Genomic DNA, 13,100 nt, shown 5'->3' with positions numbered 1-13,100 from the left:
CAATACCAGACCTCGACGACGTCAGCCATTGGCGCTGGTGAACCGCAACAGTGTCCGGGTGAGGTGCAGGCTAGTGATCTGCCATGCGCCGTCGCGCTTTTCGTAAGTTTCGTGGTAGTGCCCCGCGCCGTGCAGCTGACCTCCGTCGGCGAAGTACAGCATGTCCTCCATTGCCCAGATGCCCGTCGCGGTGGTCTCCGAGGTCAACGTGATCTCCGGGGTGTGACAGTGATGGACCGTCGCCGCGTGTTCGACGCCGCCCCACACCACGGGAAAGAACTCGTCGAAGCCGTTGAGCGGAGGCGCGGTCTGCGGGTCTGCCCCGCCGGTCGACACCGCCATGTCCAGGGTGACGACCACGTCCTCGGCGAACAGCGCACGCCAGGCATCGATGTCCTTGGTGTCGAGGTACCGGCAGTAGCGAGCTTTCAGTTGCTTGATCGCCTCGATGTCGTCGCTCATCCGCGCCCTCCTCGGTTGCTACCGAAATCTATACCGTAGTGCCCTCAGCGAGTCGAGAGCGCTCCCCCTTCATCCGCCGAGCAGACGCTGCGGCACGCGACACGCCGGTTTTCGGGTGCCCACGTGTCTGTTCGGCAGTGAAACCGGCCAAGACCCTCGTATTCCCCAGCGTGGTCAACCGATTCGACGCCGACGACGTGGTCCGTACCATCGCGCGCGAACAGGTTCTGGTGGCAACAGTGGTCGGTGACGCGATGGCCCGTCCCCTCTTGGCCGCCATCGAGAGCCGCGTCGCCGATGTCACGTCCCTGGCGGTCGTCGCCAACGGGGGCCCGCAGATGAGTCACCTGTCGGCACCGGGCGCCGTATCGACCGGAACGTTCACGGCCGGCCCTGACACTTGCGTGGTGGACGAGGCTTTCAGCGTGGTGCTGCGGCCCGGGCATGACGGCCTGGGCTGGCTGGCGCAGCGCGGCTATGTGCCGCTCGGCTACAAGGGGGACGCCGCCAAGGCCGCGTCGACCTTCCCTGTGATCGGCGGGGTGCGCTACGCCGTGCCCGGCGACCGGGCCCGCCATCTCGGGGGCGGGGCGATCGAACTGCTCGGGCGGGAATCGGTGACATCAACTCTGGCGGTGAAAAGATCTTCGCCGAAGAGGTGGAATCCGCGATCGCATCGCATCCCGCGGTCGGCGACGTCGTGGTGGCGGCTCGGCCCAGCGAACGTTGGGGACAGGAGGTGGTCGCCATCGTCGCCTTGGCCGAGGACGCCGACGAGGTCGACGCCGCAGCGCTCATCCGACATGCCGAGTCCTCCATCGCGCGCTACAAGCTGCCCAAGGCGGTGGTGTTCCGGACGAAGATCGAACGCAGCCCGGCCGGCAAGGCCGACTATCGCTGGGCCCGCGAGCAGGCGATCAGCGAAACTTCTTGATTCGTAACGCGGTTCGGCTGCGGGCTCGACGCAGTACGAGGTCCGCGCTGACCCGCATGGAGCGGGTGAACGGAAGTGCCGCCCGGCCTGTGATGCTGAACGAGAGGTCGGTGCCCACCACGGTGCGCCGGTGGCTGAACGTGTCGAAGCCGGCCTTCCCGTGGTAAGCGCCCATCCCGCTGCGGCCCACTCCTCCGAACGGTGCGCTTGACGGAATCATGTGGGCGGCAAAGTCGTTGCGAGCTACGCCGCCGCTGCGGGTACGGCTCATGAAATGCCGGAAGTCGGCATTGTCCGGACCGAACCAGTACGCGACCAACGGAGACGGCCGTTCGTTGATGTAGTCGATCGTCTCGTCCACCGTCGAATAGCCGTGCACCACCAGCACCGGGCCGAACACCTCTTCGTGGGCGATGCGCATGCGGTCGTCGACGCCGCGGATGAGGGTCGGGGCGATCTTGCGCGATCGCGTGTCGGGCAGCACTTCCCCGTCGGGAACGACCGAATCGATCCGGGCACCGTGCGCGCGGGCATCGTCGATCAGGCCGACCACCCGCTCGAAATTCGCTTGATTGACCGACGAGCAGTAGTCGACGTTGTCGATGATGGTGGGAAACAGTCCATGCAGCGTCCGCCGCGCCACCTCCACGAACCGGTCCACCCGCGGATCAGGCACGAAGACGTAGTCGGGACAGACGCAAACCTGGCCACCGTTCACCATGCGCGCCTGCGCGATTCGCGTCGCCGCTCGCGTCACGTCCGCGTCGGACGAAACCACGACCGGGTTCTTGCCGCCGAGTTCCAAGGTGACCGGGACCAGATTCCGCGCGGCGGCCTGGTGGACGCGCGCGCCGATTGTCGGTGACCCGGTGAAGAACAGGTGGTCGAAGGGCAGTCCGGCGAACTCGGCTGCGATATCGGGGCCGCCGGTGACGACATGTAGTTCACGCGTGTCGAAGTAACGCGGCGCGGTTGCGGCCATCAGTGCAGCAGTACACGGGGTCACCTCCGACATCTTGATCATCACGCGATTGCCCGCGGCGAAGGCCGCGGCGGCGGGCAACACCGTCAACTGGATCGGGAAGTTCCACGGCCCGATGATGCCGACCACTCCGAGCGGAGACGGAACCACCTCGGCACGCAGTCGCACCGCCCGCGCCGCCCGCATCAGCTTGGTGGACTTCATCCATTGCGGCACATGGGCTCTGGTGTGTTCGATGACCGATATCATGCCGAGTATCTCGGCGAAGAACGCCGCCGACCGAGATCGAGACCCGTAGTCGGTCGCGGTGGCCGTGACGAAATCCTCGGCGTTGTCGAGAATCATCGCCATCAGCCGGTCAATGCGGTTGCGCCGCAGCGCGGCATCGGGTGGGCCGTCATCGAGGAACGCCCGACGTTGGGCCGCCAGCCCGGCCGAGAGCCCGGATGTCATCACCATGTCCCCTCATTGACTGTCAGCCTCTCCGGTAAGGCCAACGGTAACACCAACGACCGTATCGGTCTGAAAATAGTTACTGTAATATTTACGGTAACTACGACATGTGGAGGCCCCCATGCCGGACGTCACGATCGATGAGTCAGTCAACCTGCTGCGCAACCCGTACCCGATCTTCGCGCGGCACCGCGCGCAGGGTGGCGTGTTCCGCGGCTCGGTCATGGACTGGTCCAAGGCTCCGGAATCCCTGTTGCCCGAACACCAATACGCTGCAGTCTCGTTCGACGCCGTCAACACCGTGTTCCGCGACGGCAAGGTGTTCGACTCCAAGATCTACGACAGCACCGTCGGCCTGTTCATCGGCCCGACGATCCTCGCCATGGAGGGCAAGACCCACCGCGACCACCGCAATCTCGTGTCGGCGGCGTTCAAATCCCGCTCCCTCGCCCGCTGGGAGCCCGAGATCGTGCGTCCGGTCTGCGAATCGCTGGTCGACGAGTTCGTCCACGCCGGAACCGCGGATCTGGTGCGCGATTTCACCTTCGAGTTCCCCACCCGGGTGATCTCCACGCTGCTGGGCCTTCCCGAGGAAGACCTGCCCTGGTTCCGGCAGCGGGCGGTCGAGCTGATCAGCTACACGGTCAAGTACAAGCGTGCTTTCGAGTCCTCCGCGGCGTTGAAAGACTATTTCCTCGGCCAGATCGACCAGCGTCGCTCCCAACCCACCGAAGACATCATCGGCGACCTGGTCACCGCTGAGATCGACGGCGAAAGGCTCTGCGATGAAGCCATCTATTCGTTCCTGCGGTTGCTGCTGCCGGCCGGGCTGGAGACCACCTACCGCTCGTCGGGCAACCTGCTCTATCTGCTGCTGACCCACCCCGACCAATTCGCGGCCCTGCAACGGGATCACGAGCTCATCCCGCAGGCCATCGAGGAGGGGCTGCGATACGAGACTCCGTTGACCACGGTGCAGCGGTCGGCCACCCAGGACACCGAACTGAACGGGGTCGCGCTGCCTGCGGGTGCGGTGATCGATGTCTGCATCGGCTCCGCCAACCGCGACGAGAATCGCTGGGAACGGCCCGACGAGTTCGACATCTTCCGAGACCGGGTGCCGCACATCACCTTCGCCGCGGGTGAGCACACATGTATGGGCCTGCACCTGGCCCGCATGGAGACCCGGGTGGCATTGGAATGCCTGTTGCGGCGGGTCACCAACCTCACGTTGGTCACCGACGAGGATCCGCACATCTTCGGCCAGCCGTTCCGCTCCCCGACTGCCATGCCAGTCACCTTCGACGCGCGAGCAGACGGCTAGGTACGCGAACTGCGGCGTGTCGCGGACCGCAGTGTCTGCTCGGCGGGAAAGACTCGCGGGGAAATCAGCTCCGCGGCAACCGCCACCCGATGGTCTTCGTCTCGGTGTACTGCGCGAAACCCTCGATGCCGCACTGACGTCCGAGGCCGCTGTTCTTGTAACCGCCGAATGGCGCGTCGACTCCGTAGTACATGCCGCCGTTGACGCCGACGGCCCCGGTCCGGACCCGGCGCGCAATGCGCATGGCGCGTTCGGGTGAACGGGACACCACCGCACCGGCCAACCCGAAGGCGCTGTTGTTGGCGACGCGGACCGCATCGTCGTCATCGTCGAACGGGATCATCACCAGCACCGGGCCGAACACCTCCTCCTGGGCGATCGCCGCGCCCGGGTCCGCGCCGATCACCACAGTGGGCGCGACGAAATGCCCGTCGCGCAGATGATCAGCCAGCTCTGCGGGCTCCCCGCCGCCCACCACGATCTGGGCGCCGTCGTCACGTGCCCGCGCGATCGCGTCGAGGACGCGTCGCTTCTGGGCCGCGCTGATGAGGGGTCCGACCAATGTCGTCGGCAGGGCCGGATCGCCGACCGGTACCCCGGCGAGCGCGGCCGTCACGGTGGCGACCGCGTCGCCGAACAAGCTGCGGTGCACCAGCATCCGGGTGTTCGCCGCGCATGCCTGGCCCGCATGCACGCAGGCGCCGACCGCACCGGGGATGACGTGCGCCGGGTTGGCGTCGTCGAGCACGATCATCGCCGATTTGCCACCGAGCTCCAGGAAGGTGCGCTTCATGGTGTCGGCGCCCACGCGCATCAGATGTTTACCGACGGCGGTGGATCCGGTGAACGAGACCATGTCGACCCGAGGGTCGGTGCCCAGCTGCTCGGCAACGTCGTTGGAGGGAGTCGGCACGACGTTGACGACACCCGCCGGAATGTCGGTGTGTTCGGCGATGAGCCGCCCCAGCCGGGTGGCGTTCCACGGTGTGTTCGGATCGGGCTTTAGCACCACGGTGTTCCCGGCCGCGAGTGCGGGTCCGAGTTTGTTGAGGATCACCTCGATCGGGAAGTTCGCCGGGGTGATGGCCGCGACGACGCCGACCGGTTCCTTGACGACGGTGCGTGCGTTGCGTTCGCCGAACAGTCCGCCGCCGTCGAGTCGTCGCTCCCACTCGAACGAGTCGATGAGCTGCGCGGGGTAACGCAGCGCGTCAGCCAGTGGCCAGTCCAGCTGGGCGTTCTGCGTCGTCATCACCGGGCATCCCACCTCGGCGATCAATTCCTCACGCAGCTGGTCTTTTTCGGTCTCGATGGCCGCCTGCAGCTGGTGCAGCGCGCGTCGGCGCAGCGATCGGTTGGTCGACCAGTCCGTGTCATCGAACGCACGACGGGCGGCTGCGATCGCGGCGTCCATGTCCTCCGCACCGGCCGCGGCCGTCGTCCCGAGCACCAGCCCGGTCGCGGGACTGACGTTGGCGAACTGCGCCCCGGATCGCGCACCGGTCAGCTCGCCGTCGATGAGCATGCGTGTCTCGGCACGGCCCGCCGCGCGACGGCCGATCTCGATGCTGGCCGACCCGGCCACGATGTCGCTCAACCCGCGCCTCCCCGTCCGACCGTCACCGGTCATCCCGCCAGCCTGTGCTCAGGCTTGCTCAGCCATGCCCGCAGCCACCACGAGTACATTACTGTAAGCATTACAGTTGCTCTATGCTCTCAGGTTGACCAGGGCTGAACACAAGGGAGTCACATGAACGACGTGGCCATCATCGGCGTAGGCCTGCACCCCTTCGGCCGCTTCGAAGGCAAATCCGCGATGCAGATGGGCGTAGATGCCATCTTCGCCGCCGTCGCCGACGCCGGCGTCGAGTGGAAGGACATCGGCGCCGCGACCGGTGGCAGTTGGACGGTGGCCAACCCCGACGCGATCGTCGGCATGGTGGGCCTGTCGGGCATCCCGTTCACCAACGTCTTCAACGCCTGCGCCACGGCGGCCAGCGCCACCAAGGTGTGCGCAGACGGTATCCGGCTGGGCGACTACGACATCGGCATCGCCGTAGGCCTCGACAAGCATCCCCGCGGTGCGTTCACCGAGGATCCGGCACTGGTCGGCATGCCACGCTGGTATGCCGAGAACGGCCAGTACCTCACCACCCAGTTCTTCGGGATGAAGGCCAACCGGTATCTGCACGAGCACAACATCTCGCAGCGCACCCTGGCCCGGGTCGCGGCCAAGAACTTCCGCAACGGCGCCCTGAACCCGAATGCGTTCCGGCGCAAACCGATCCCCGAGGACGACATCTTGGTTTCGGCGATGCTCAACTATCCGCTCACCCAGTACATGTTCTGCGCCCCGGACGAGGGTGCCGCGGCGGTGGTGATGTGTCGGGCCGACATCGCGCACCGGTACACCGCCAAGCCCGTCTATCTCAAGGCCGTCGAGATACGAACCCGCCGATACGGCGCATACGAGGTCAACACCACGTGCGCCCCCGTGGACGAAGACGTCGCGCCCACCGTGTACGCGGCGCGCGCGGCGTTCGAAAAGGCCGGTGTGGCACCCGATGATGTCGACATCGTGCAACTGCAGGACACCGACGCCGGAGCCGAGATCATCCACATGGCCGAGTGCGGCTTCTGCGCCGACGGGGATCAAGAAAAGTTGCTGGCCGACGGGGCGACCGAGATCGGCGGCTCGCTGCCGGTCAACACCGACGGCGGGCTGATCGCCAACGGCGAGCCCATCGGCGCGTCGGGCCTGCGCCAGCTCCACGAGTTGGTGCGCCAACTACGCGGTGAGGCCGGTGATCGCCAGGTGCCCGGCGGCCCAAGGGTCGGTTTCGCTCAGCTCTACGGCGCACCCGGGACCGCGGGCGCCACAGTCCTGACACTTTGATCGGCGGGCGGAACCCCATGACCGAACAGTTCCGGGACGCACCGATTTTCGATGCCGACCAGCACATGTACGAGACAGCCGATGCGCTGACGAAGTTCCTGCCCGAGAAGTACAGCCGCGCCGGCGAGAACACCGAGGGCCTGACACTGCGCGAGATGCAGGGCAAGTCCGTCGAGGCGCCGGCGGCCACCCGCAAGCCCGAGGACCGCGTCAAGGAACTGGATCGACAAGGCGTGGTCGAGGCGCTGAACTATCCCACCCTCGGCAGTCTCGTGGAGCACTCCAGCGCCGACGATCCGCAACTGACGCTCGCGATCATCCACGCCCTCAACGAATGGATCCATGAACACTGGGGGTTCGATCATCTGGGCCGGGTGTTCACCACCCCGATCATCAACCTCTCGGAAGTCGATGCGGCACAACGGGAACTGGAGTGGGTCCTCGATCATGGCGCCAAGGTCGCCCTCATCAAACCCGGCCCGGTCAACGGCCTGCACGGGTGGCTGTCCCCCGCGCTGCCCGAGTTCGACCCGCTCTGGCGCGACATCGAAGCCGTCGGGCTGCCCATCGTCTTGCACGCCAGCTATCCACCCCTGGACGACTACGTCAACAAATGGGAACCGCCGCGCACCTACGACTTCATAGGCGACAACGCCCGGCGGTTCATGGGGCTGCCGATCGCCAACCCGGATCCGGCGGCGCTCAGGGCGCCCGCCCACGCCTGAGGCACGCTACGTCGTCGGCACTGGGCGGTCGGACAACGCGGCGAGGATCCGGCGTGCGCGCGCGGTCATGTCCGCAGCCGATTGCTCGGGATGCTGCTGCCACCACTGCACCAATGCCGAGACGATGTGCTCCCAGACCACCGTGGCCGCCGAGAGGTCATCGGGATCGTCGAGGCCGACGTCGGCCAGCGCACGAGTGACGCCGGCCATGGCCTGCTCCCGCAGAATGGTGCGCTGCTGGCGCCCAGCGTCGCGGGCACGACCGGCGGGCACCGTCCGGTCATAGACGACAGGCCAGTCGCTGGGCCGATCGGCCAGCGTGGTGAAGATCGCCTCGAGGACTCGCTCGCCGTCGCTCGCGCCGCCGGACGGCACGGGCATCGCGTCACCGATGGCGGCAGCCAGCGTTTCCCCGGCGCGCTCGACGCAGGCGATGTAGAGGTCTTCCTTCGAACCGAAGTACGACAGCACGAGCGCCTTCGAGACGTCGGCGTTGGCGGCAATGACGCTCATGTGTGCACCCGCATAGCTGGACGCACCGAATTCGGCCGACGCCGCCGAGAGGATCGTTTGTTCTCGCTGCTGGCGGGGCATGCCCTTGGTGCCGGTTCGGTTGGGTCGCACTCGTATGACGCTATCGAACCGCCGATCACCCGGCCCGCCGCATCGACCATCTGAACCCAGCCAAGGATTGACCGGGAGGTCACTTCCCCGTATGTTACCGATAGGTCACTTCACCGAACCGGGTGGCCACCGCAAGTCGATACGGGGGACGGATGACATCGGTCGGGATCGGCTGCCAATGCGCTGAGAAGAGACCACGACGGTGAACGGACAGCCCATCTCGCGGGCGGTGTCGCGCCTCGTCGTCGACGGGTTGTGGCCCCGGGTCGATCGCCGCTTGCCGGCCTCGCGCCTGCCGTTCGACTCACCAGCGACGCTGCGCCCACACGTCTCGTCGGGACCATGGACGGCCACCCACTACGGGGTGTTCCTCCCGCAGTTGCCCGCGCCGCACCGGTACCTGAACACCATGACGATCATCGGGGCGACCGGTTCAGAACTGTTCGACAACGACTACCTGGCTGCGCGGGACGCCCGGCGCACCACCACCGTGCTGTCGTCGACGGCCGAGGGCGAGCAACACCACTACCGCGCGTATGACGCAGCGGCAGGCTGCCAGTTCAGCGAGGACGGCACGTTGCTGCGCTGGGGTGAGGATCTGACCATCGATGTGCGCTACCCCGATGTCACGGTCAGCGGCCGCTACCAAGGCTTTTCGGTCGACCTGCAGCTCGCCGTGACCGACCAGGTCTCCTATTTCGTCAAGGCACCGATCTACGATCACCTGAGCCTGCTGGCCACCTACTCCGGAACCATCGAGGATGAGTCGGGCACCACCGCGATCGACGGACTCGGCACCGTCGAGTACGCGCGCTTCCTCACTCACCAGTCGCTGACCCGACGGCCGGTCCCGGCGCCGCTGAAACTGCCGATCGACTTCTTCACCTACCAGATCGTCAACCTCGACGCAGAAACCCAGATGCTGCTGACCGATGTGCGCGCCCGCGGCCGAATCGCCTGCCGCCTCGCGCATTTGCGTGTCCTCGGCAAATCCTCCGAGGTCTACACCAACACTCACATGGACATCCTGGAATACCGCGACGCTCCGCTGATCGACGAGCGCGGCCGCAGCATGGACGTGCCCGAGCGATTCCGGTGGACGGTGACCGACGACACCGGGGCGCCGATTCTCACGCTCGACTGCACCGTCGACGCGCCCTGGCGCTATGGGCACGGTCGCGGCTATGTGAGTGCCTACACGTTCGACGGCCACTACGACGGACATCCCGTCGGCGGGTCGGGCTACGTGGAATGGGTTGACACGCAGCGCACCCGCATCGAACCGACGCCCGGTCAGGACGCCTTGCGGGGCGGAGAGTAATTCGGCTTACCGAGCCCCAGCACATGCTGGGCGATCATATTGCGGAACACCTCGAGCGTGCCTCCGTAGATGCCGACCAGCGGTGCGAAACGGTACACGTACTCAGTGCGGTCGTCGGCGCCGCCTTCGGATCCGACGGGCAGCGTCGCCACCGACCCGGCGACGTCCATGAGATCGGGAGCGATGTCACGCATGGTCTGAGCCAGCGCGACCCGACCGAAGATGCTCGGGGTGGACAGGGCCGCCTCCAGCCGAGCCATGCTGCGCCCCAACCGATATGCCACCGACCCGTCATCGACGGCCCGGTGGCCAGCGGCGTCGGGCGTGCCCACCAGCGCCGCGACGTTGTCGGCCGCGTCGGCCATGAACCCCGCCTGGTGCATCATGATCGCCACGTCGGCCAGGCCGTCGTCGGCCGCGGCAACAGCCCCGTGCTCGGCGTCGAGGGGCTCGCGCACCACGGTCCAGCCGCCGTTGACATCACCGAGCCGGTAACGGTCGTCCACCCGCACATCGGAGTAGTAGACGATGTTGGTGCGGTCGCCATCGACGGTGCGGATGCCCTGGATCTCGATGCCCGGCGAATCCAGAGGTACCAGGAACATGGTGAGGCTCTTGTGTTTCGGCGCATCCGGGTCGGTATTGGTGATCAGGAAGACGTACTGGCAATTGTGGGCGCCGGTGGTGAACATCTTGGCGCCGTTGATGATCCACTGGTCACCGTCACGCACCGCACGGGTCTTGCAGGTCGCGACGTCCGAACCGCCGTCGGGTTCGGTGTAACCCAGGCACAACCGCACCGTGCCGTCGAACACCCCACGCAGCACATCGTCGCGGATCTCGGGGGAGGCGAATTTCGCCACCGAGCGCGCCACCATCGCGGTGGTGCCCCACGTCACCCACGGTACTTCGGCCCGGCGTTTCTCCAGCTCCCAGATCCTGCGCCGCACCCGGCTGAATCCGCCGTCCGCATCGGATTTCCACTCCTTCTCCAGATACCCCGCCGCAGCGAGTTGCAGGTGCACGCCCTCGTCGAAGTTGTCACCGGTTTCGCGGTCACGCCGGATGACGTCCTCGGTGACGATGCGGCCGAGGAAGTCCCGAACCTCGGCGCGGAACGCTTCGTCTTCTGCGGACAGCTCGACTTGTGAGAAATCCATTGCGTCCTAGGCCTCCCCGTTCTCACGGGCCGTCACGATCTGGGCGATGCGCACGGCGGTGGCCCCCGGATCGCCGCCGGCGAGCGGCCAGCCGCGCGCCCGCACCAGGTAGGCGGTGGCGGCAGCCTCGGCTGACACGCCGAGCCCGCCCTGTACGTGCACAGCCATGGTGGCCGCCTTGGCCGCCTCCTCGGCCATGAACACGAATGCGGACGGCGCCAACTCGGGCCGCTCATCGGGTTCGTTGTCCAGGAACCAGGCGGCCCGGCGCGCCAGGCCACGTCCACCCTGCACCGCTATGGCGATGTTGGCCAGGGGATGCGAAATGCCCTGCAGGGTCGAGATCGGCACCCCCAGGGTGTACCGGGTCTTGGCGAATTCGGCGGCGGTGGTCATGGTCTCCTCGACGAGGCCGACCAACGCAGAAGCAGTCAGCAGCCGCCATTCATCCAGTGCCCGTTGGTATTCCGCTTCGGCGGCCGCGCCGCCGGCGAGCACCACCCTGCTGTCCGCGACGGCCGGGTCCACCCAACCCATGGGAAGCTTGCCGATGTTGTCGACCCGGGCCGGTCGCGTGGAGAATCCCAGCTTCAGCACATTCTGGCCATCGCGGACGATGAGGTGGTCGGCGATCGATGCCGTCGGGATCAACCGGGCACCGGTCGGTGCGACCTGCTGCGGGTCGAGTCCGACGATCTGCGTGCCCTGCACGACCTCCGGCGAATCCAGGACACCCAACCGCGCGAGCAGCCGCGCCGCGACAACATGGTCGATCCACGGCACCGGGGCCAGCGACCTGCCGAGCTCCTCGGCGACCAGGGTCAGGTCGACGAGTGTCGCGCCGTCGCCGCCGACCGATTCCGGCACGGCCATCGTAGTGGCGCCCATGGCGCACAACCGTTCCCACAGGCTCTTGTCGAAACCGGAGGGCTCGGCGGCCCGAACCGCCTCGATATCGCAATGGGTCTTGAAGAACTGCCGGTACGCGGACTGCAGGGCGACGTGGTCCTCGGTCAGGCTGTAATCCAGCCTGCGCAGTTCGTAGCGGTCCATCAGCGCTCCCCTTCTCGGCTTTCGCCGAAAAAGAACTCGGCGGCGTTGTGGTACAGGTAGTTGTCGAGCACGTCGGACGGTACGTCGAGGGCCAGCGCCTCGGGGACCACACGGTTCATCCGCAGCACCGGGAAATCCGAGGCGAAGATGATCTTGCCCTTGCCGCGCGTGCACATGAAGTGCAACAGGCTCTCCGGCAACCGTTTCGGCGACCACGCCGACGTCATCAACCGCAGATTCTGGTATTTGATGAGCATCCGGATCGCAATATCCCACCACGGATCGGCTCCGTGGATCATGCACAGTTTGAGCTCCGGGAACCGCACACACACGCAGTCCAGATGGATCGGGTTCTGCACCTCCCCGGGAATGGGCGGCCCCGGGAGACCGGCGTTGACGCACAACGGCAATTCGAGCTCGGCGCATTTGGCGTAGAGCGGGTAATAGACCGCGTCGCTGGGCGGGTACTGCCCGTCGCCCCAAAAGCTCGGCCCCACAACCGCATACGCCACAGGAAGATCGCGGGCCACAGCGGTGAGCTCGCGCAACGACGGCATGGGCCGCAGCAGGTTCACTCCGCCCATCGCCAGCGCGAACCGATCCGGGTGGGCGTCGACGAACTTCCGCGCCGTCACCGACGGTTTGGCCAGCGAGTCCATCAGGATGGCCCGGCGCACCGCGTGCGTGTCCATCTCGTCGAGCAGTTCTGCGAGGTCGATCGGGTCGTACATCGATTGCGGGCCGTTGAAGTAGTCGTCGCGCACCTTCGTCATGAAGGCAGGCTGATTCTGGGTCTCGCCGAAGTGCACGTTGACCAGACAATCGATGACCTTGTGACTCATACGCATTCTCTCTTCGTCTGACCTGCTGCCATCGCCACGTTCTGGGCCCAGCGGTAATCCGCCTTGCCGTTGCCGAGCCTGCGCACCACCTCGACGAACACCACATCCTTGGGAATCTTGAACCGCGCCAACCGCGCCGCGCAGTGCTCCTGCAGAACGTCGGCCCCGAGCGCGGAGCGCAGCGCCACGATCGCCACGACCTCCTGGCCCCACCGTTGGCTGGGTCGACCGACCACCAGCGCGTCGACGACCTCAGGAACAGCGCGCAGGATCTCTTCGACCTCTTCGACGAACACCTTCTCGCCCTGCGCGAACGTCGTGCGG

At 66.5% G+C, this 13,100-nt stretch carries 10 protein-coding genes and 3 pseudogenes; 5 read left to right on the top strand and 8 right to left on the bottom strand.

All coding sequences use genetic code 11. From position 1 onward, the window contains the following. Positions 1 to 21: 21 nt before the first annotated feature. Entirely contained in the window at positions 22 to 462 is a 441-nt protein-coding gene (locus BST13_RS20895; protein ID WP_083165929.1) for a nuclear transport factor 2 family protein, read from the bottom strand. Between the two features lie 125 nt (positions 463 to 587). On the opposite strand from BST13_RS20895, the pseudogene BST13_RS20890 reads away from it, so the two are divergent. Next, positions 588 to 1,396 (top strand): annotated as a pseudogene (locus BST13_RS20890) (AMP-binding enzyme); the annotation flags it as partial. Here the strand turns inward: BST13_RS20890 and BST13_RS20885 are convergent. Then, positions 1,380 to 2,837, bottom strand: a complete 1,458-nt coding sequence (locus tag BST13_RS20885; protein WP_095533638.1) for an aldehyde dehydrogenase family protein — start codon at positions 2,835 to 2,837, stop codon at positions 1,380 to 1,382. The pseudogene BST13_RS20890 and the gene BST13_RS20885 sit on opposite strands and share 17 nt — an antisense overlap. A 115-nt stretch (positions 2,838 to 2,952) precedes the next feature. On the opposite strand from BST13_RS20885, the gene BST13_RS20880 reads away from it, so the two are divergent. After that, on the top strand, positions 2,953 to 4,155 hold the full coding sequence (locus BST13_RS20880; protein WP_095533637.1) for a cytochrome P450: 1,203 nt from the start codon (positions 2,953 to 2,955) through the stop codon (positions 4,153 to 4,155). Positions 4,156 to 4,219: 64 nt separating this feature from the next. Here the strand turns inward: BST13_RS20880 and BST13_RS20875 are convergent, their stop codons facing one another. Then, positions 4,220 to 5,785 carry an aldehyde dehydrogenase family protein gene (locus BST13_RS20875; RefSeq protein WP_425437031.1) on the bottom strand — a complete coding sequence of 522 codons (1,566 nt, stop codon included), beginning with the start codon at positions 5,783 to 5,785 and terminating at the stop codon, positions 4,220 to 4,222. Positions 5,786 to 5,905: 120 nt separating this feature from the next. Between BST13_RS20875 and BST13_RS20870 the strand changes: the two genes are divergently transcribed. Both BST13_RS20870 and BST13_RS20865 read left to right on the top strand, forming a co-directional pair. After that, the gene (locus BST13_RS20870) at positions 5,906 to 7,051 is read left to right on the top strand and encodes a thiolase family protein (protein WP_083165926.1); all 1,146 of its coding nucleotides are present in this window, start codon (positions 5,906 to 5,908) and stop codon (positions 7,049 to 7,051) included. Between the two features lie 17 nt (positions 7,052 to 7,068). Next, a pseudogene (locus BST13_RS20865) lies at positions 7,069 to 7,725 on the top strand (amidohydrolase family protein); the annotation flags it as partial. A gap of 57 nt (positions 7,726 to 7,782) precedes the next feature. Here BST13_RS20865 and BST13_RS20860 read toward each other — a convergent pair. Further along, positions 7,783 to 8,370, bottom strand: coding sequence for a TetR/AcrR family transcriptional regulator (locus tag BST13_RS20860; protein ID WP_083165968.1), 588 nt, complete (start codon positions 8,368 to 8,370; stop codon positions 7,783 to 7,785). A gap of 232 nt (positions 8,371 to 8,602) precedes the next feature. Here BST13_RS20860 and BST13_RS20855 point away from each other — a divergent pair, with 232 nt between their 5' ends. Next, a complete protein-coding gene (locus tag BST13_RS20855) occupies positions 8,603 to 9,721 on the top strand; it encodes a DUF6670 family protein (protein WP_083165924.1) in 1,119 nt (372 codons plus the stop codon). Here the strand turns inward: BST13_RS20855 and BST13_RS20850 are convergent. The 4 genes and pseudogenes from BST13_RS20850 to BST13_RS20835 all read right to left on the bottom strand — a co-directional run. Then, positions 9,694 to 10,881, bottom strand: coding sequence for an acyl-CoA dehydrogenase family protein (locus BST13_RS20850; RefSeq protein WP_083165923.1), 1,188 nt, complete (start codon positions 10,879 to 10,881; stop codon positions 9,694 to 9,696). The two genes, BST13_RS20855 and BST13_RS20850, sit on opposite strands and share 28 nt — an antisense overlap. 6 nt (positions 10,882 to 10,887) lie before the next feature. Next, on the bottom strand, positions 10,888 to 11,934 hold the full coding sequence (locus tag BST13_RS20845) for an acyl-CoA dehydrogenase family protein (RefSeq protein WP_083165922.1): 1,047 nt from the start codon (positions 11,932 to 11,934) through the stop codon (positions 10,888 to 10,890). Further along, positions 11,934 to 12,776: an amidohydrolase family protein gene (locus BST13_RS20840; protein WP_095533636.1), complete on the bottom strand. Its 843-nt coding sequence runs from the start codon at positions 12,774 to 12,776 to the stop codon at positions 11,934 to 11,936. Before BST13_RS20840 ends, BST13_RS20845 begins: the two co-directional genes overlap by 1 nt. Continuing rightward, positions 12,773 to 13,081: pseudogene (locus BST13_RS20835) on the bottom strand (AMP-binding enzyme); the annotation flags it as partial. The pseudogene BST13_RS20835 and the gene BST13_RS20840, both read right to left, overlap by 4 nt. Positions 13,082 to 13,100: the final 19 nt, after the last annotated feature.

It is taken from the genome of Mycobacterium aquaticum, from assembly GCF_002086485.1.
In the GTDB taxonomy this organism is placed as follows: domain Bacteria; phylum Actinomycetota; class Actinomycetes; order Mycobacteriales; family Mycobacteriaceae; genus Mycobacterium; species Mycobacterium aquaticum.
The sequence above is the reverse complement of the archived record's forward strand: the minus strand, read 5'-3'. Positions and strand labels throughout refer to the sequence as shown.

Excerpts from the sequence above, each read along its gene's own strand:
- BST13_RS20870 (WP_083165926.1), top strand. The coding sequence starts at position 5,906 with ATGAACGACGTGGCCATCATCGGCGTAGGCCTGCACCCCTTCGGCCGC.
- BST13_RS20850 (WP_083165923.1), bottom strand. The coding sequence starts at position 10,881 with ATGGATTTCTCACAAGTCGAGCTGTCCGCAGAAGACGAAGCGTTCCGC.
- BST13_RS20880 (WP_095533637.1), top strand. The coding sequence starts at position 2,953 with ATGCCGGACGTCACGATCGATGAGTCAGTCAACCTGCTGCGCAACCCG.
- BST13_RS20840 (WP_095533636.1), bottom strand. The coding sequence starts at position 12,776 with ATGAGTCACAAGGTCATCGATTGTCTGGTCAACGTGCACTTCGGCGAG.
- BST13_RS20895 (WP_083165929.1), bottom strand. The coding sequence starts at position 462 with ATGAGCGACGACATCGAGGCGATCAAGCAACTGAAAGCTCGCTACTGC.
- BST13_RS20860 (WP_083165968.1), bottom strand. The coding sequence starts at position 8,370 with ATGCCCCGCCAGCAGCGAGAACAAACGATCCTCTCGGCGGCGTCGGCC.
- BST13_RS20845 (WP_083165922.1), bottom strand. The coding sequence starts at position 11,934 with ATGGACCGCTACGAACTGCGCAGGCTGGATTACAGCCTGACCGAGGAC.
- BST13_RS20885 (WP_095533638.1), bottom strand. The coding sequence starts at position 2,837 with ATGGTGATGACATCCGGGCTCTCGGCCGGGCTGGCGGCCCAACGTCGG.
- BST13_RS20875 (WP_425437031.1), bottom strand. The coding sequence starts at position 5,785 with ATGACCGGTGACGGTCGGACGGGGAGGCGCGGGTTGAGCGACATCGTG.